The sequence below is a fragment of the Pseudomonas sp. TE3911 genome, assembly GCF_054062775.1.
Genome location: NZ_JBSSFP010000001.1, coordinates 3,624,319 through 3,641,287, shown reverse-complemented (window position 1 = coordinate 3,641,287; position 16,969 = coordinate 3,624,319). Strand labels below are relative to the sequence as shown.

The 16,969-nt window shown below is 58.5% G+C and carries 15 protein-coding genes; 5 read left to right on the top strand and 10 right to left on the bottom strand.

Annotation, left to right across the window (positions count from 1 at the left end; all coding sequences use genetic code 11):
- Window positions 1-30: 30 nt before the first annotated feature.
- Together ACVWXD_RS16440 and ACVWXD_RS16435 are read left to right on the top strand one after the other, a co-directional pair.
- A complete protein-coding gene (locus ACVWXD_RS16440; protein WP_032889060.1) occupies window positions 31-516 on the top strand; it encodes a glutathione peroxidase in 486 nt (161 codons plus the stop codon).
- Window positions 513-1,004 (top strand): MarR family winged helix-turn-helix transcriptional regulator, encoded by a 492-nt coding sequence (locus tag ACVWXD_RS16435; RefSeq protein ID WP_095184231.1) that lies wholly within the window; start codon window positions 513-515, stop codon window positions 1,002-1,004. The genes ACVWXD_RS16440 and ACVWXD_RS16435 overlap by 4 nt, the downstream gene beginning before the upstream one ends.
- Here the strand turns inward: ACVWXD_RS16435 and ACVWXD_RS16430 are convergent.
- Window positions 958-3,267 carry a hybrid sensor histidine kinase/response regulator gene (locus ACVWXD_RS16430; RefSeq protein WP_032889297.1) on the bottom strand — a complete coding sequence of 770 codons (2,310 nt, stop codon included), beginning with the start codon at window positions 3,265-3,267 and terminating at the stop codon, window positions 958-960. The genes ACVWXD_RS16435 and ACVWXD_RS16430 overlap by 47 nt on opposite strands.
- 163 nt (window positions 3,268-3,430) lie before the next feature.
- On the opposite strand from ACVWXD_RS16430, the gene ACVWXD_RS16425 reads away from it, so the two are divergent.
- Both ACVWXD_RS16425 and ACVWXD_RS16420 read left to right on the top strand, forming a co-directional pair.
- Entirely contained in the window at window positions 3,431-4,321 is an 891-nt protein-coding gene (locus ACVWXD_RS16425; protein ID WP_032889064.1) for an ATP-binding protein, read from the top strand.
- Window positions 4,318-4,800, top strand: coding sequence for a GAF domain-containing protein (locus ACVWXD_RS16420; RefSeq protein ID WP_032889067.1), 483 nt, complete (start codon window positions 4,318-4,320; stop codon window positions 4,798-4,800). The genes ACVWXD_RS16425 and ACVWXD_RS16420 overlap by 4 nt, the downstream gene beginning before the upstream one ends.
- 25 nt (window positions 4,801-4,825) lie before the next feature.
- Here the strand turns inward: ACVWXD_RS16420 and ACVWXD_RS16415 are convergent, their stop codons facing one another.
- From ACVWXD_RS16415 to ACVWXD_RS16380, 8 genes are all read right to left on the bottom strand, one after another.
- Window positions 4,826-8,461: a transporter substrate-binding domain-containing protein gene (locus ACVWXD_RS16415; protein ID WP_081797770.1), complete on the bottom strand. Its 3,636-nt coding sequence runs from the start codon at window positions 8,459-8,461 to the stop codon at window positions 4,826-4,828.
- Window positions 8,462-8,469: 8 nt separating this feature from the next.
- Entirely contained in the window at window positions 8,470-9,090 is a 621-nt protein-coding gene (locus ACVWXD_RS16410) for a response regulator (RefSeq protein WP_457371185.1), read from the bottom strand.
- Between the two features lie 256 nt (window positions 9,091-9,346).
- Window positions 9,347-9,742, bottom strand: coding sequence for a response regulator (locus tag ACVWXD_RS16405; protein WP_081797772.1), 396 nt, complete (start codon window positions 9,740-9,742; stop codon window positions 9,347-9,349).
- A gap of 171 nt (window positions 9,743-9,913) precedes the next feature.
- Window positions 9,914-11,245 carry a deoxyguanosinetriphosphate triphosphohydrolase gene (locus tag ACVWXD_RS16400; RefSeq protein WP_095184233.1) on the bottom strand — a complete coding sequence of 444 codons (1,332 nt, stop codon included), beginning with the start codon at window positions 11,243-11,245 and terminating at the stop codon, window positions 9,914-9,916.
- 71 nt (window positions 11,246-11,316) lie between these two features.
- Window positions 11,317-12,480 carry an EAL domain-containing protein gene (locus tag ACVWXD_RS16395; RefSeq protein ID WP_260366583.1) on the bottom strand — a complete coding sequence of 388 codons (1,164 nt, stop codon included), beginning with the start codon at window positions 12,478-12,480 and terminating at the stop codon, window positions 11,317-11,319.
- Window positions 12,481-12,575: 95 nt separating this feature from the next.
- Complete coding sequence (locus ACVWXD_RS16390) at window positions 12,576-12,917, bottom strand: hypothetical protein (RefSeq protein ID WP_032889075.1); 342 nt, start codon at window positions 12,915-12,917, stop codon at window positions 12,576-12,578.
- Window positions 12,914-13,303, bottom strand: a complete 390-nt coding sequence (locus ACVWXD_RS16385) for a phage holin family protein (RefSeq protein WP_032889077.1) — start codon at window positions 13,301-13,303, stop codon at window positions 12,914-12,916. Before ACVWXD_RS16385 ends, ACVWXD_RS16390 begins: the two co-directional genes overlap by 4 nt.
- 4 nt (window positions 13,304-13,307) lie before the next feature.
- Window positions 13,308-13,622: a DUF883 family protein gene (locus ACVWXD_RS16380; protein WP_032889079.1), complete on the bottom strand. Its 315-nt coding sequence runs from the start codon at window positions 13,620-13,622 to the stop codon at window positions 13,308-13,310.
- 346 nt (window positions 13,623-13,968) lie between these two features.
- On the opposite strand from ACVWXD_RS16380, the gene ACVWXD_RS16375 reads away from it, so the two are divergent.
- Window positions 13,969-15,177 (top strand): ammonium transporter, encoded by a 1,209-nt coding sequence (locus ACVWXD_RS16375; protein WP_032889301.1) that lies wholly within the window; start codon window positions 13,969-13,971, stop codon window positions 15,175-15,177.
- Here the strand turns inward: ACVWXD_RS16375 and ACVWXD_RS16370 are convergent.
- Window positions 15,168-16,889, bottom strand: coding sequence for a cation:proton antiporter (locus ACVWXD_RS16370; protein ID WP_032889081.1), 1,722 nt, complete (start codon window positions 16,887-16,889; stop codon window positions 15,168-15,170). The two genes, ACVWXD_RS16375 and ACVWXD_RS16370, sit on opposite strands and share 10 nt — an antisense overlap.
- Between the last annotated feature and the right edge of the window lie 80 nt (window positions 16,890-16,969).

Sequence of the window (16,969 nt, the reverse complement as noted above, 5' to 3'; positions counted from 1 at the left end):
ACTTCTTTCCGCTTTTATCGAGGCACTGCCATGAGCAACGACCTGCTGAGCATCCCTTGCACCACCATCAAGGGTGAGCAAAAGACCTTGGCCGATTTCGCCGGCAAGGCCGTGCTGGTGGTCAACACTGCCAGCAAGTGCGGCTTCACCCCTCAGTACAAGGGGCTGGAACAGCTCTGGCAGCAGTACAAAGACCAGGGCCTGGTGGTGCTGGGCTTTCCCTGCAATCAGTTCGGCAAGCAGGAGCCCGGTGACGAAGGCGCTATCTCAACGTTCTGTGAGCTGAATTTCGGTGTCAGCTTTCCGTTGTTCAAGAAGATCGACGTCAATGGCAGCGATGCCCATCCACTGTTCGTGCAATTGAAAAAACAGGCGCCGGGCCTGTTGGGGTCTAAGGGCATCAAGTGGAACTTCACCAAGTTCCTCATCGGCCGTGACGGCCAGGTGGTCAAGCGCTTCGGCCCTACCACCAAGCCAAAAGACCTTACCCAAGAGATCGAAGCCCTGCTCAAATGACCGACTTGCCCGCGGTGTCCCTGGCACTGGATAACCAGCTGTGTTTCAAACTCTACGCCGCCTCACGGGCCGTGACCCGCGCTTATAAGCCGATGCTCGACCAGTTGGGCCTGACTTATCCGCAATACCTAGCGATGCTGGTGTTATGGGAATGGCACGACGCAGCCCCTGAGCAGCCGACAGTCAAAGCTCTGGGCGAACGCCTGATGCTCGACTCGGGCACGCTGACACCCTTGCTCAAACGGCTGGAGCAGATTTCACTGGTGCGGCGCCGGCGCAGTGCCCAGGATGAACGGGAGGTGCATCTGAGCTTGAGTGACACCGGCGTGGAACTGCGTGATCAGGCTCTCGTTCTGAAGACTCGGTTGTTGTGCGACAGCGGGGTTGATCTGAATCAGGCAGACACCTTGCGCGTTGGCCTGGATCAGTTATTGGCGCAGATCAGAGCGCTGTCGTCCGAGGCACCCACAGGTCCAGCAGCGCATTGAGTTCTTCGCGGCGGAACGGTTTAGCCAGATAGTCATTCATCCCCGCCGCACGGCAGCGCTCTCGTTCTTCGGGCATGGCGTTGGCAGTCAGCGCGACAATCGGCAGGTCTGGCCAGCGCCCGCTGCGGCGAATCTGCCGGCTGGCCTCGTAGCCATCCATCACCGGCATGTTGCAGTCCATCAGCACCATATCGAAGCGTTGTTCTTCAAGAAACTTCAGTGCTTCACCACCGTGGGCGGCCACTATCACTTCGCAGCCCAGCTTGCTGAGCATGCCCTTGGCCACCAGTTGGTTTACCGGATTGTCCTCCACCAGGAGTATGCAGCCGCGATGCGCGAGTGGGGCGGCATCCAGTTGGATGGGGTCAAGAACCAGGTGCATGTCGGTGCGTAAATTGCGCTGAAGAATCTGGTACAGCGCGTTGCGGCTCAAGGGGCGTGCTTGCTGGTGCAAAGGCGCCAACGCCGCGACCTCTTCGCTGGGCATGAAATTGCCATAGGCCGTCACCAGCAGGATGGGCGCGGTAATGCCCGGTCGTATACGGAACAGACATTCAGGGCAGTCGGTAATCAGCAAGTCAGGCGTTTGCCCGCTCAAGTCGTCATCCATGGTGAAACATTGGGGGGTAAGGCCCCAACTGGGCAGCAGGGTCGTGAGCAACTCGGTCAGGCCACCGCCGATGTTGGTGATGGCAACGACCTTGCCTGTGAGAGGCGGTGGCTGCACGGCGGGCAAGTGGGTAGGTAATGGCAGTTGCGCACAGAACTGGCTGCCAAAGCCTACCTCTGAACTGATACTCAACCGTCCCTTCATGGCTTCACACAGATTGTGAGTCAACGCCAGACCCAGCCCTGTCCCGCCAAACTGACGAGTGATCCCGGCGCCGGCCTGGGTGAACGGCTGGAATATTTTCACTTGCGCTTCCTGCGCAATGCCGATGCCGGTATCGCAGACCTCAATGCTCACGCCGCCGTCGTAAGTGCGCAGGCGCACATCAACTCGACCGAATCGCGTGAACTTCAGAGCGTTGGACAGTAAGTTGCTGACGATCTGACGTACACGGGTCGGGTCACCTAGCACTTGGGCCGGGAACTGCGGGTCGATCAAACACGTCAGTTCCACGCTCGGTGCGGCATTCTGCGACAAGAGGTTGGCGGTATCTTCAATAAGTGCACCAAGGTCGAACGGGATGCGCTCCAGCTCCAACTGACCAGCGTCGAATTTGGACAGGTCGAGAATGTCGTTGAGCAACTCCACCAGCACTTTGCCGGAGTCATGGGCGATAGACAGTTGCTGGCGCTGCTCAGCATTCAACGCGCTGTCCAGCGACAGCGCGATCATGCCCAGCAGGCCGTTGAGCGGGGTGCGGATTTCGTGGCTCATGTTCGCCAGGAAGGCTGCCCGAGCCTGAGCCATGCCTATTGCATTCATCTTCGCCGTTTCGAGCTCATCGTTGGACTGGGTCAGTCGCTGGTTGCTAGCCTTGAGTTCAAGTGTGCGTGCGGAGACGATATCTTCCAGTTGCCCCAGATATTCCGTCAGTCGGTCTTCGGCGTGGCGGCGCTGCTGGATTTCGGTTTCCATATTTTCAAATTGCTGGTTGGCGACGTTCACCAGTACGCCGATTTCGTCATTTTCATGCCCGGGCGGACAGTCCAGGTGGGCCTGCTTGCGAGTGCTCAACTCACGAATGATGCGCACCAGCGGCTGGGTCAGCATCACGTAGAAAAGACCCAGCAAAATCCCGGTCAGTAATAGGCTGCGTACGAATCCGTTGAGCAGGGTGATCTCGGCGCGGTGTAGGAACCGGCTGCCGAAGGCGTAGGTGTCTACATCCAGACGCAGTACACCCAGTGGGTCGTTGGGCATATGGCTCAGGAACAGTTGGTCTTCGAACTGGCGGTTGGCGCCAAACATGAAGTCACTGATAGGCCGGTAGGTGCTTTCTCTACGAGGCCGGTCGACATCGGCGAGCACCACGCCATTGTTGTCGATCAACTGCGCACGAATGATGGCAGGGGAGTGCAACAGTCCGAGGGTCAGTTCCTGGGCCAATTCAGCATCGATGTTGTAAGCAATACGTGATGCTGGGTTATGACTGATTTCGATCAGTGAGCGTATTTCACGGTTGATGGATGCGTCTTCGCTGGCATAATCAATGCCGATTTGGATCAGGCTGAGCAAGGTTCCCAAGACGAAACCGACCAGCACAGTCAATCTGGCTTGTTTATAAGACAAGCGGTGGGCGAACTTGATATCCATCGAGTGTTGAACCACTTCACGTTTCCCTTCGCCCGGCAAGCATAGCTGAACATCCACAGGCTTAGGCTTGCCCGGCATGAACCGTTTTTTACGCAGCCCCAAGCGGTCTGTCGCAGGGTTGCCAATACGCCATCTTTTACAAGAACTTGCCAGAGGAATAATCGTGGATTCTCGATTGAATGCCTTTCTGGAGCGAGCCGATGCAGTGCTCGCTCGCCTGGAGCCCTTGTTGCCCGCGCCACGCCAAGCCATCGACTGGAGCCACTGTCTGGCCGCCCGCTGGCAGCGCGAAGGCCGCAGCGGTTTTCTGTTGCCACTGGACGTAAGCCTGGACATGCGTCTTTCCGACCTGATCGGTGTAGACAAGCAGCGCGAAACATTGGCGCGTAACACCCAGCAGTTTCTTGATGGACTGCCCGCCAACCACGCGTTGCTGTGGGGCTCGCGCGGCACCGGTAAATCGTCCATGGTGCGCGCGTTGCTCGCTCATCACGCTAAGGCCGGTTTGCGCCTGATCGAAATCGAGCGTGACCACCTGGCGGATTTGCCCCGTGTGGTTGAGCAACTGCTCAAGCTGCCGCAGCGTTTCATCCTGTTTTGTGATGACCTTTCGTTCGAAGCCGGCGAGGGCGACTACCGTGTGCTCAAGAGCGTGCTGGATGGTTCCCTGGAACAGGCGCCTGAAAACGTGCTGCTGTACGCGACGTCCAACCGCCGTCACCTTGTGCCGGAAAATCAGAGTGACAACGACAACTGGAAGAGGGTGGATGGGGAACTGCACCCCAGCGAGGCCGTGGAAGACAAGATTGCCTTGTCAGACCGTTTTGGCTTGTGGCTGTCCTTCTACCCGTTCACCCAAGAGCATTTCCTGGATGTGGTCGAGCACTGGATCGGTGAGCTAGCGAGCAAGGCCGGTTTGCAATGGCAGCGCGACGAAGCCCTCGACATTCTCGCGGTGCGCTGGGCGACCGGGCGCGGTAACCGCAACGGCCGCTGCGCGTATCAATTTGCCCGTTACTGGGTGGGTCTCAAATTACTGGAGCGTCAACCATGATCGATTTACAACAAGCCGGCACTGGTCTCGGTGGCTACGCCCTACTGTGTGCCCAATTGGAGTCGCTGCTGGCTGATGAGCGCGATTTCATCGCCAACAGCGCGCAGTTTTCCGCTTTCCTCTTTAGCCAACTGGATGACTTGAATTGGGCCGGCTTTTACCTCAATCGCAATGAAGAACTGGTGCTTGGCCCCTTCCAGGGGCAGATCGCCTGTGTGCGTATTCCGTTTGGCCGAGGGGTCTGCGGCGCTGCTGCAGCGTCGCAGCAGACCCAGCGAGTAGAGGATGTGCATGCATTCCCAGGACATATCGCCTGTGACAGCGCGTCTAACAGTGAGCTGGTCGTGCCACTGCTCAAGGACGGTAAGTTGATCGGCGTCCTCGACCTCGATAGCCCGTCGTTGGCCCGCTTTACCCCTCAGGATCAGGCCGGAATCGAACAGTTGGCGGCAATTTTCCTCCGCTTGACCGACTGCTGATCAAGTGAGGGGCGCAACCCGCCCCTTATTGGCCATCCAGTCTTTGAAGCCGCTCTTGCAGCATCCTTTCGAGTTCCAACATCAGCTTTTCCAATGACTTCACGCCTATTTCGATCAAGGGCCTGTCATCACCACGGGCACAGGCCTGTTCGAGGGCTTCGCACCGCGAGGCCAGCGTACTGGCCTGGACAATTCTAGCCGCGCCCTTGATCTTGTGAGCCTGTTCGATGATGTCCTGGGGCGATGCCTGCGCAACCATCAGTGCGACCAGTTCCTGGCGATCCTGACGACTGCTGCTCAGCAACTCCTCCAGCAGCAGACGACTCATCTGCGGATCGCCACCGGTAAGGGCCTCGAAGTTGCCAATGTCCTGGATCAGGCCGGTGGGTTGAGGACTGATTTTCGCCAGTTGCTGCTCCAGCGCCGTGAGATTGATAGGTTTGAACAGGCAGTCATTCATGCCCGCCTGTGCGCAGCGTTTTTTCTCTTCTGGCTGGGCATTGGCGGTAAAGCCCAGTACCACACAAGGGGTTAGATTCTCGCGTTGCTCGTATTCACGGATTGAGCAGCTCAGCTCGTAACCATTCATGATCGGCATATTGCAGTCGGCGATTACCAGGTCGAAGTGCTCCTGGCGCCAGGCCTGGAAGCCCGCCGCGCCGTTCTGGGCAGCGGTGAACTGGTGGCCCAGGTAGCCGAGTTGCTGGCACATCAACAGGCGATTCGCCGGGTGATCATCAACCACCAGTACATTGAGCACAGACACGCTGGCGGGTGTTGTTGGCTTGAGTTCGTCGACTACCGGCAGTGCCTGCAGGCGATTCATCTTCAGGCTCACATGCACCTGCGTGCCGACCATAGGCACGCTGCTCAGGCTTAGTTGCCCACCCATCATCGCGCACAGGCTGCGACAGATCACCAGCCCCAGGCCCGCACCGCTCCTGGCCAGATGTCCCGAATTGTCCGCCTGGGCAAAGGGTTCGAACAGACGCGTTTGATCGTCCCGGCTGATGCCGATGCCGGTATCTTCCACCACCAGCTTCATCTCGATCTGCTGCGCCAATTCAGTGTTGGATACATGCACCTTGATTTTTACTTGGCCACGTTCAGTGAATTTGATCGCATTGCTGATCAAGTTGGACAGCACCTGCTTGAAGCGCAGGGGGTCAATCAGGACTTCGGTGTCTTCTAGGTCTGGCGTGAATTCCAGCAACAGGCTAAGGCTCTTCTGGCGTGCCAGGCCGTCGAATACACGCACTACCGATTCGATCACCTCCCTCAGGTTGACGCGTTCGGGTGCCAGGCTGAGGCGACCGGACTCAATACGTGCGATGTCCAGGATGTCGCCGATTAGCTCCAGCAGATCCTTGGCCGAGTTGTAGGCCACTTCGATGGCCGGCCGATCAAGGTGGCCCTGGTCTGCCCGCTTGAGGGTCAGCTCCAGCATGCCAATCACCGCGTTCATAGGCGTACGGATTTCATGGCTCATGGTGGCGAGGAACGTGCTTTTGGCGCGATTGGCTTCGTCAGCTCGCTCCTTGGCGGTGCGAAGTTCGTCGAACAGCTGACGTCGCTCGCTGATGTCGATCCAGCCACCGATGATGCCCTGAACTTCACCGACGGAATCGCGGTAGGGAAGGATCCAGTGGTAGATCGTCAGTTTCTGTCCACGAATATGCAGGGTGCGGTCCACGATCATTGGCCTGCCTTCGGCCACCACACGTTGATAGTCGGCATGATATTGCGCCGCTTCTGCCGCGAGAGCTGTACTGATCTGAACTGCGCTTTTACCGATCACGTCTTCGCGCTTGACGTCGAACACCTGCAGGTAACTATCGTTGCAGGTCTGCAACAGTCCCTTGTTATCACGCACGTAGATCGGATGCGGGGTTTCATTGACCAGTGCACGCATGAACTCGAACTGGTCATTGAGGGCGCGCTCGGCCATTTTCCGGTGCCTGATTTGGCGGCGCATGTAAGCGTTCCAACTCAGTGAAATCAGCAACAACAACCCGGTGCCGATGATGATGCGCGCAATCAGTTGGTGATAGTCACGCCAGTAGCTGTCGGAGGCTGCGGAATAGCCGCGCCAACGGCTATTGATCACACCCAACTCGTCAGGGGCGACGCTGAGCAAGGCCTTGTCGAGGATCGAACTGAGTTCGGTGGCGCTGCGTGATGTTGCCAATCCAAAGGTGGCGGGCATTGTGCCAATGCTGAAGCTGATTTGAATCTTGTCTTGGAACATCTGCGAGGTCAGGAAGTAGTTGGCGACTACCAGAGTATTCACGGCCCCCTCAACATTGCCTTGTACGAGGAGTTCGGCTGATTTAAAGGTGTCACCCGTTTCTACTAACTGAATCTTTGGGAACTGCTCAATCAGGAGTTTCTTCAGTGGGCTGCCTTGAGTGATCGCCAGTCGTTTGCCCGACATTTCCTCCAGGCTTGTAGGTGCCTGGCCGTCCTTACGCGTCAACATTACGTAGGAGTTTTCCAGGTAGGGGCGACTGAAGTTCAGTTGGGCTTCCCGCTCGACGCTGGGGGCGATAGCGCCAATGATGTCTGCTTTGCCGGCCTCGACCTGTTCGATCATCGTGTCCACATCACGCGCGCGCTGGATGTCGAAGCGCAACCCGGTGCGCAGGCGAATCAGTTCCAGGAGGTCAGCGGTGATTCCGCGAAAGTTGCCATCGTTGTCGAAGAACGTCAGCGGCGCAAAGGTGGGGTTCACGATCACCTTGACCACCGGGTTATCCTTTAGCCAACGTTCTTCGCGCAGGGTCAATTGCAACTTTTGGTCGGTCAGCAGAATGTCACTGCCGGCACTCCAGCGCTTGGCGATCGCCTCCCGTTCGGTGGTCGGCACGGCCCTCAGTGCCGCGTCGACGATGCTCAACAGTGTTTGCTGGTCCTGGAGCATTGCGAAGCTGAACCCATAGGCTTCATGTTTGCCGAAGTTGGCCATGCGGATGTTTTTCAGGTAGCCCTTGTTGATCATGTAGTGGGTGGAAATGGTATCGCCGAGAAAGACGTCAGCCTGGTCGAAAGCCACTGCATTCAAAGCGTTTTGGTAAGAGGGGTAGGCGCGGATGACGGCTTTGGGGTACAGCTTTTCCACCTCGGCCAGTGGTAGATAGTGGTAGACCAGTGCCAGGCGCATCCCGGCCAACCCCTCGCTCAGACTGCGGGTTTCACCTTCGCGGGTCACCAGGACGGGTCGATCCACGGCATAGGGCTCCGACAGGATCAGGTTAGGTTTTGCCGCTTCAAAGCTGTTGGAAGAGCCCAGTAAGTCGATATCCCCTGCTTCGAGAGCACGAATGGCGGCTTCTCGGGAGGGGTAGCGCATCACTTTCACCGGCAAGGCCAGTGCCATGGCCAGCAAGCCAGCGTAATCAGCGGTGAGTCCCTCATAGTCGCGCCCGCTGGAGGTGAGGTCAAAAGGTGGGTAGTCAGGGAACGCAGTGCCCAGCACCAGTTCGCGTTTGTTCTGGAGCCATTGGCGCTGGCCCTTGTCCAAGTGGGTTTCCAGCTGTACGGAGCTTGCTCGACTCAATAGGTTGAAATGTTCCGTGCTCGCTGGAGGTGTCGCAGGCACAGCGGTGCTGAAGCACAAGCCGGCACTCAATATAATCAAATAGTCCTTTATACGCCTGGGCATCCGGTTTCTCACACTAGCGCGTTTCGTTTTGCCAACTCGATAAGTTCTACCAAGGACTTGGCTTGAAGTTTTTGCATCAGCCTCTTTTTATATGTGCTTACGGTTTTGTTACTCAGGAACATGCCTTTTGCGATTTCCTTGTTGGTTCGGCCTTGTGCAAAAAGTTGCAATACCATCAACTCTCTATCATTAACGGCCTTGAACAGTTCAAGTTCCTTGCAGCTCTCATCGTTGGCGTTCAAGGCCTGGCTGGGGAAATAGTTGTAGCCGGACAGTACGGCACGGATGGCGCTCATCAGTTCACTCAGATCGCCCTCCTTGCATACATAACCATCGGCCCCCGAACGCATGCAGCGTGTGGCAAAGAGAGTGGGGGATTGAGCCGTTAAAACCAGGGTTTTCATCGTAGCGCTCATGGCGTTGAATCGGCAAAGCACTTCGAGTCCATCGAGTTTGGGAATGCTGATGTCCAGGATGATCAGGTCCGGCATGCATTCGCGGACCATTTGTATCGCGTCGCATCCATTATCCGTTTCGCCGACTACTTTGAAGTTTTCCTCGTGCTCCAACAACATGCGTATGGCCAGTCTTATAACGGGGTGGTCATCAATAATAAAAACTGTGTTCATGATCATATTCCATGCAAGTGCAAATAAAGCGGGCACATTAGCTCAGAAGGTGAGGGGTAAGCATGAACTTGAGGGGGTGCAGGTATAAAACAGGAAAGTTCCTACATTAAAAAAGGTAAAGCCCTACCGGGCGTGAAGGCGTCGCGAGACGAGCGGCCAGGGTTTCCCAAGGGGATGGGTTAGCGTGTGATTGCAAGGAGTTTGCGACACTTATACGTAAACTTTTCGACGGCCTAGTTTGTTTAAGTTCCTACACTTATAGCGTGAGTAATATATGGATCAGGCCTGCAAGTTCATCTTTATTCAACGGCTTTTGCAAATAGCCGAGCAATGGCAGGTCACGTTCAAGGGCTTGGTTATGCAGCGCCGACAGTTCTGCCTCTGGAAGCCCGCTGAGCAAGATGGCGGCCTTTATAAAGCATTGGCGACTGGCGATTTCAATCAACTCGAGCCCGGGCAGGTCGGGCAGACACTGGTCGCACAGGAGGATGTCGAAGGGCGCTTGGGCCTGCGTCATCAAACGGATTGCCTGTCCGGCGTTTTCCGCCGGGGTCAGTTGCTCAAAACCAAAGCTCTTGAGCAGGCACTGGGTGGCGAGCAGTTGAAAGGGATGGTCCTCCACCAACAGGATTCGAAGGGGGTAATTGGGCATAGAGGGCACACGGTGAGTGAAGCGTCGATGGAGGGCATGTAGGAACTGTTCGCCAGATTTGCCCGGAGCGTGAGCGATTATTCCTCGGGAGTTTGTGCGAATTCGATCAGGCCGCTCTGTTCCCGTCGTAGGGCGATTCTCTTCAGGGAACAGGCAACTTGATAAATGACGTTACTGAGGGCTCGAACGCCCGGTCATTTCCCGCGCCATCTCGGTGGCATAGCTGTCGGTCATGCCAGCGATAAAGTCGATCATGCGCAGGAACGAGGCGTGCAACGGCCAAGCCGGGTTCGGTGCATTGTTACCCAGCAGGTCGAGAATACGCCGGTTCTTGAAGGAGGGCGTTCGTCCGCCATGCTGCTCCAATGCCGCGCCGCAAAAAGCGTTCAGCAGTATTTCCAACGTGGTATAGGCGCCAATTTCATGCAAGGTCTTGCGTTTGTCCTGGAAGATTTTCTTGCGCGCCATGTCTTTGGCATCCAGCACGCAGCGTTTGGCCGGCCCGTGCATATGCTCCACCAAGTCGCCGGGCAGGGTGCCGGCCAGCAAGGCATCCTGCTGTTCGACGAAGGCTCGCGCCGCCGCGTTGGTCAAATGCTCGATGGCTTTGCCGCGCAGGATCGCCAGCTTGCGTCTGCGCGAGTCCTGAGATCCCAATTGCCGATAGGTCTGCGGCAGGTCGTCGCCTACCAGGTCGAGCAGCAGCGACTCGACTTCGGCGTATTCCAGCAAGTCCATTTCCAGGCCGTCTTCCAGGTCGATCAGGGCATAGCAGATGTCATCTGCGGCCTCCATCAGATAGACCAATGGGTGACGGGCCCAGCGTTGTTCTTCCAGTTGCGGCAGACCGAGCTTGTGGGCGATCTGTTCGAGGATCGGCAGTTCGCTCTGGTAGCAGCCGAACTTGTGTTTCTTGTAGCCAAGGGCGTCGGCGTGGCGAGCGGTCCAGGGGTATTTCAGGTAGGTGCCCAGGGTCGCGTAGGTCAGTCGTGTACCGCCGTCGAACTGATGGTATTCGAGCTGGGTCAGTACCCGAAAGCCTTGGGCATTGCCTTCGAAATTGAGGAAGTCATTGCGCTCGGCGCTGCTCATGTCGTCCAGCCAGCCACGCCCGGCGGCCTGTTGGAACCAGTGCCGGATGGCGTCTTCGCCCGAATGCCCGAACGGCGGGTTGCCGATGTCATGGGCCAGGCAGGCTGATTGCACCACCATGCCCAGATCACTCGGTTCGCACCAGTCGGGCAGAGCACTGCGCAGGGTTTCGCCGACGCGCATGCCGAGTGAGCGGCCCACGCAACTGACTTCCAGGGAGTGGGTCAGGCGGGTGTGGATATGGTCGTTGCTGGACACCGGGTGCACCTGGGTCTTGCGGCCCAGGCGGCGAAATGCGCCGGAGAAAATAATGCGGTCATGGTCTTTGTGAAAAGGGCTGCGGCCAAGTTCTTCCGGGCTGTGCAGGGGCTTTCCAAGCCGTTCGCGGGTAAGCAGGGTAGGCCAATCCAAGGCGGGTACTCTCCGTGCGGTGAATGACCCTCCCAGCTTCCCGGTTCCACCTTGGCGGGGCAAGCGAAAATCTACAACCCGGCGGCGTCGATATCAATTAACAGCAAGCGCTGACCGTTATCGAAGAATTGTCCGGCAGTGAGGCAATACTGGTTGGTGGTGGCGTCGCGATACGTCGACGACAAGGTCAGGCGCCGCTCGTCCCAACCTTCGGCCAGCAGATGATAGAAATACGGGCGCCATGACCAGTTGTGGCCCAGGTAACGGGTGTCGGCCTGCCAGGCGTCCTGGCGCCATTCGAAGTTCGGCGTGAGTTGCGTGCCATGTCGGTCGCACTGATAAAAGCGCAGCAGCCATGGGAAATCCTGCAATTGTGGTAACTGGCTAAGCGGTGCCTGGCCCAGGGCCCAGCTTTGGAGGATTTTCATCAGCTCGGCCAACTGCTGGCGCAGGTCCATGATGCGTCCACGCTCTGCCAGCTTCTGCTGGACGTACGCTGCGCGCAGTTGGGCAAAGCGTGGCACGAAGGCGTCGGTGGCAAACCAATCCAGCTGTGCCTGCGCGAACAGATAGCCCTGTACATAGCGCGAGCCGCATTCCAGGGCAAAGCTCAGTTGCGCTTCAGTTTCCACGCCTTCGGCAATGATCCAACAGCCGGTTTTTTCCGCCATCTGCGCCAGCGCCCGCACGACGTCACTGCTTGGCCCGCCCTTGGCGGCTTCCTGGAAAAGGCGCATGTCCAACTTGAGGATATCCGGCTGCAACGCCAGCACCCGGTCAAGCTGGGAATAGCCGGCACCGAAGTCATCAATGGCAATACGCGCACCGGCCTCGCGATAACGCGCGACCACATCGGCCAAGCGCTGGATATCGCCACCCAGTTCGGTGATCTCGAACACAATGCGCTGCGGGTCAACGCCGTGGGTGTGGATTTGTTTCAAGCTCGGCAGGGCCTGGCCCGGACGCAACCGGTTGATCCAGCGGGGCGAGATGTTCAGGCTCAGAAACCAATCGTCGGGGGCTTCATGCAGGCGGCTCAAGGCATTGTCGCGGATCTGACGGTCGAGGCGTCGCAACGTCGTGCCTGGCGTGCGCGGGTCCGCGAACAACGGGCCCACAGACTGCAAGCTGCCGTCAGCCTGGCGCAGGCGACCCAAGGCCTCGACGCCGGCAATGCGTCCGGTGGCAGTGTCAATAAACGGCTGGAAGCAGGCGAGCGGTTGCCCGTCAATCACAGGACCTCCTTATGAGAGGTAGCGAAAAAAAGAGGCCCGGCCTTCAATGACGAAGGCCGGGCCGATTCTGTTTGCAAGAATGCAGCCAGCAGGGCTCATCCTTTTCGGGAAGTACCTGCCATCGCTAATTTGATCAGCGGGATCAAACCTGCGCCCAGCCGCACCAGCCGGGTCACGCTGCTGATACTGCCGCCCTTGGCACCCTTCCCGGTAAAAAAGCCCATCAGCGTCACTGCCGCCACGCCCCACAGCGGCGCGTGCTTGATGCCCAGGCTGTCCTGCCAGTTGTGGCGCATGTCGCGCACTTTGTGCAGCGGAGCCATCAATTGTTGGGACTCATGACGGATTTCCTGGCGGTGCATTTCCATGCGCAGGCGAATCAGTGCCTTGCGCATTTCTCGACGGGATGTGTTGTGCGGGATCTCAGTCATGCTCATGGCAGCAGGCGCTCCCGATCATTGGCCAGCTCTTCAAGCGTGGCGTGGAAGGGCGTGGACTCATCGAAAACTGCTGCTTTCAAGCGCACCCCGCAGAACGCGGCGGCCAGGCTGTAGAACAAGCAGAGGCAGATGATCCCGGTGAGACGGTAGCCGGTGTCCCAGACCAGGATCATCACCAGCGTCGACAACCCGACCAGCAACAACAGGGCAAACACCAAGGCCAAGCCGGCAAACAGCAGCAGGCTGACGGTGCGTGCTTTCTGCTCCTGCAATTCGATGCCGAACAGTTCGACGTGGCTGTGCAGCAAGCCTAGAACGGCCGCGCCCAGGCGTCTTGAGGTAGAACTTGCGCCCGTGGCCGAGCCGCTTTCGCCGATAGACATAATGTTAGCGCCTTGTAGCCAATAGGCCGATCAGAAAGCCCACACCAGCGGCAATACCCACCGACTGCCAGGGGTTGGCCTGTACGTAGTCTTCAGTAGCGGTGACCGCAGCTTGGCCGCGCTCGCGCAGGGAGTCTTCGGTCAGTTGCAGGGTTTCACGGGCCTTGAGCAAGCTTTCATGAATCTTGCTGCGCAGTTCGTCCGCCTGGTCACCCGCCAGGATCGCGGTGTCATCCAGTAGCTTTTCGGTATCACTGACCAGGGTTTGAAAATCCGCCATCAGTATCTCTTGGGCTGTCTGTGCTGTTTTTCTGGCCATGGTTATCTCCGTGATTGGCTGATCGGTACGTGTGGTTTCGAGTCACCGGCGTCGGTGAAGGTTCACTGCAATTGCGTGGTACAGCTTTTGCTTTGCCTTGGTGCGCATGCACGGGTGCCTGCGCTGAATCTGGGCGGTAAGGCCTCAAACCATCAAAAACCTTACCTTAAATAACTGAAACTCGCGGAAAAACCCTGTCGGCAACAGCCTGTTGTGTTGATCGCTGCGCTAAAGCGGTTCACGCCCTGTGAAGAGGGGCGGTACCGGCGGTGCCAATTTAGTGCGCGCAACCGTGGCTTGAACCGCTTTGGTGCTTTTTGCCTTTAATGCAGGCCTGCCAACCTTCATGGAAAATTTGCAAAGTGCGGTGGACACTCTGGTCCACAGTTCAAACACCCTGTTTATCCTGATCGGCGCGGTCATGGTACTGGCGATGCACGCCGGCTTCGCATTCCTGGAAGTCGGCACCGTTCGCCAAAAAAATCAGGTCAACGCGCTGTCGAAGATCCTCAGCGACTTCGCCATCTCTACATTGGCCTATTTCTTTATAGGCTATTGGATCTCCTACGGCGTGAGCTTCATGCAACCGGCGGCAGTGATCAGCGCGGACCATGGCTATGGCTTGGTGAAATTCTTCTTCCTGCTGACGTTTGCGGCAGCGATCCCCGCGATCATCTCCGGCGGCATTGCCGAGCGCGCGAAGTTTGCTCCGCAGTTGTGCGCTACTGCGTTGATCGTGGCGTTTATCTACCCGTTTTTCGAAGGCATGGTCTGGAATGGCAATTTCGGCCTGCAAGCCTGGTTGCTCGCCACCTTTGGCGCCAGCTTTCATGACTTCGCCGGTTCTGTCGTGGTGCACGCCATGGGCGGCTGGCTGGCGCTGGCGGCGGTGTTGCTGTTGGGCCCGCGTAACGGACGTTATCGGGAAGGACGCTTGGTCGCCTTTGCGCCATCGAGCATTCCGTTTCTGGCGCTGGGTTCGTGGATTCTCATCGTCGGCTGGTTCGGCTTTAACGTGATGAGCGCGCAAACCCTCAACGGCGTCAGTGGCCTGGTGGCGGTCAACTCGTTGATGGCGATGGTCGGCGGCACCGTTGCTGCGCTGGTGATCGGCCGTAACGACCCAGGCTTCCTGCATAACGGCCCGCTCGCCGGGCTGGTGGCGATCTGCGCCGGTTCCGACCTGATGCATCCGGTAGGCGCGCTGGTCACCGGTGTGGTCGCCGGTGGGCTGTTTGTCTGGTGCTTTATCGCCGCCCAGGATCGCTGGAAGATCGATGACGTGCTGGGCGTGTGGCCATTGCATGGCCTGTGCGGTGTGTGGGGTGGGGTTGCCTGCGGCATCTTTGGCCAGACCGCGCTGGGCGGCCTGGGTGGCGTGAGCCTGGTTAGCCAGTTGATCGGCACCGGCCTCGGCGTGGCAGTCGCGTTCGGCGGCGGCCTGTTGGTGTATGGGGTGATCAAACGCGTCGGTGGCCTGCGCCTGAGTCAGGAGCAGGAGTATTACGGTGCGGACCTGTCGATCCACAAGATCGGCGCGGTCAGTCAGGATTGATCGTCGCTGTTCGGCGGCGTGAAAGAGCCGTGCAGCAGGCGATAGCGGTTGTGTCGCACTTCATCGACCCGCGCCTGTACCTGGTGGTCCGGAAGGCCCAGCAGGATCAAGGCGTGGGAGGCGAGCATCAGGCTCGACTCCAATAGTTCGGGCACCACTTCGCTGGCGCCCGCAGCTTTCAGTTCGGCCCACTGGCTGTCATCGCGAGTGCGCACCAGAATCGGCACCTCGGGGTTGATACGGCGCGCCTCTTTCAACACCACCAGGGCGACATCGCTGTTGTCCACGGCAATTACCACCAACCGCGCGCGTTCCAGGCCCACCGCACTGAGCAGGGCGCCGCGACGGCAGTCGCCGTAATGCACGCTGCTGTCCTCGGTGGCGGCTTCCTGTACCCGTTCCGGGTCGTCATCCAGGGCGATAAAGGCTTGTTGTTCCCGCCGCAGAAAGCGCCCGATGGACTGCCCGACACGGCCGTAGCCACAGATCACTGCATGGCCGCGTAACTCGGCATTGAGCGCGGTGATTTCCTCCAGTTGCACTTGCTGGTTGGGTTTGCGGTGCAGGCGCAGGGCAATCGCCGGGGCGGCGCGCAACAGCAGTGGCGTCAGCAGCATCGAGCAGAACGTGGCGGCGAGCAGCAAGCCATTGAATTCATCCGGGATCAGCCGGCTTTGCTGCATTTGCGCCATCAACGCAAAACAGAACTCACCGCCCTGGGCGAGGGCCAAGCCGCTGCGCCAGGCGGTTTCGCTGTCGCTGCCCCGCAGCTTGACCAGCACCGCTACCACGCACCCCTTGATCAGCATCAGCGCGAGGGTCAGGCCGAGGATCAGCAGACTGTGGCTGATGAACAATTGCAGGTCGATCAACATGCCGATACTGACGAAAAACAGCCCCAGCAGGATGTCGCGAAACGGTCGGATATCCGCTTCGATCTGATGGCGGTAATGGCTTTCGCCCAGCAGCATGCCGGCCAGGAAGGCGCCGAGGGCCGGCGACAGACCCAGCAAATGGGTGAGCCAGGCGGTCAGCAACACGATCACCAGTGCAAGCAACACAAACAGCTCCGCCGAGTGGGACGCGGCGACTTCATGGAACAGGCGCGGCAACAACCAGCGACTGGCCAGCAGCAGGCCAACAAACAGCAACACGGTTTTACCCAGCGTCAGCGGCAGCGCCCAGTACCAGGCTTGATCGCTGCTGCCGGCAAACACGGGCACCAAGGTCAGTAGCAACACGGCTACCACGTCCTGGAACAGCAGCACGCCAATCGCGTTCTGGCCATGGCTGCTGAAGATTTCTCCGAGGCTGGTCAGCTCTTTGCTGACGATGGCCGTGGATGACAATGCCAAGCCCGCACCCAGCAGCAACGCGATGCCGGGCGCCACACCAAAGGCCATCAACAAGCCTCCAAGCAGCGCACTGCACCCCAGCACCTGCAAACTGCCCAGGCCAAACACCACGCGGCGCAGGGCGAGCATCTTTGTCAGGGAGAACTCCAGGCCCAGGGAAAACAACAGGAACACCACGCCAAGCTCGGCGAGGTCGGGCAGCTCTTCGCTGTCATTCACCCAGTCCAGCGCCGTAGGTCCCACGGCGAGGCCCACACACAGGTAGCCCAGAACGGGCGGCAGTTGCAGTCGGCGAAACAGCGCAATCACCACAAGGGATGAGGCCAAAATGATCAGCAGGTTGGCGAACACGAGCATCTCCGTTGCAGGGTGAGCGGGCAAAAAGCCGCGAGAATCGCTGAATCAGTTATACGTCATGCTGATCTGTGTCAGGGTTT

Bases quoted from the DNA above. Each gene is read 5' to 3' on its own strand.
- ACVWXD_RS16440 (WP_032889060.1), top strand. From the start codon at position 31: ATGAGCAACGACCTGCTGAGCATCCCTTGCACCACCATCAAGGGTGAG.
- ACVWXD_RS16435 (WP_095184231.1), top strand. From the start codon at position 513: ATGACCGACTTGCCCGCGGTGTCCCTGGCACTGGATAACCAGCTGTGT.
- ACVWXD_RS16430 (WP_032889297.1), bottom strand. From the start codon at position 3,267: ATGGATATCAAGTTCGCCCACCGCTTGTCTTATAAACAAGCCAGATTG.
- ACVWXD_RS16420 (WP_032889067.1), top strand. From the start codon at position 4,318: ATGATCGATTTACAACAAGCCGGCACTGGTCTCGGTGGCTACGCCCTA.
- ACVWXD_RS16415 (WP_081797770.1), bottom strand. From the start codon at position 8,461: ATGCCCAGGCGTATAAAGGACTATTTGATTATATTGAGTGCCGGCTTG.
- ACVWXD_RS16410 (WP_457371185.1), bottom strand. From the start codon at position 9,090: ATGAACACAGTTTTTATTATTGATGACCACCCCGTTATAAGACTGGCC.
- ACVWXD_RS16405 (WP_081797772.1), bottom strand. From the start codon at position 9,742: ATGCCCAATTACCCCCTTCGAATCCTGTTGGTGGAGGACCATCCCTTT.
- ACVWXD_RS16390 (WP_032889075.1), bottom strand. From the start codon at position 12,917: ATGAGCATGACTGAGATCCCGCACAACACATCCCGTCGAGAAATGCGC.
- ACVWXD_RS16385 (WP_032889077.1), bottom strand. From the start codon at position 13,303: ATGTCTATCGGCGAAAGCGGCTCGGCCACGGGCGCAAGTTCTACCTCA.
- ACVWXD_RS16380 (WP_032889079.1), bottom strand. From the start codon at position 13,622: ATGGCCAGAAAAACAGCACAGACAGCCCAAGAGATACTGATGGCGGAT.
- ACVWXD_RS16375 (WP_032889301.1), top strand. From the start codon at position 13,969: ATGGAAAATTTGCAAAGTGCGGTGGACACTCTGGTCCACAGTTCAAAC.
- ACVWXD_RS16370 (WP_032889081.1), bottom strand. From the start codon at position 16,889: ATGCTCGTGTTCGCCAACCTGCTGATCATTTTGGCCTCATCCCTTGTG.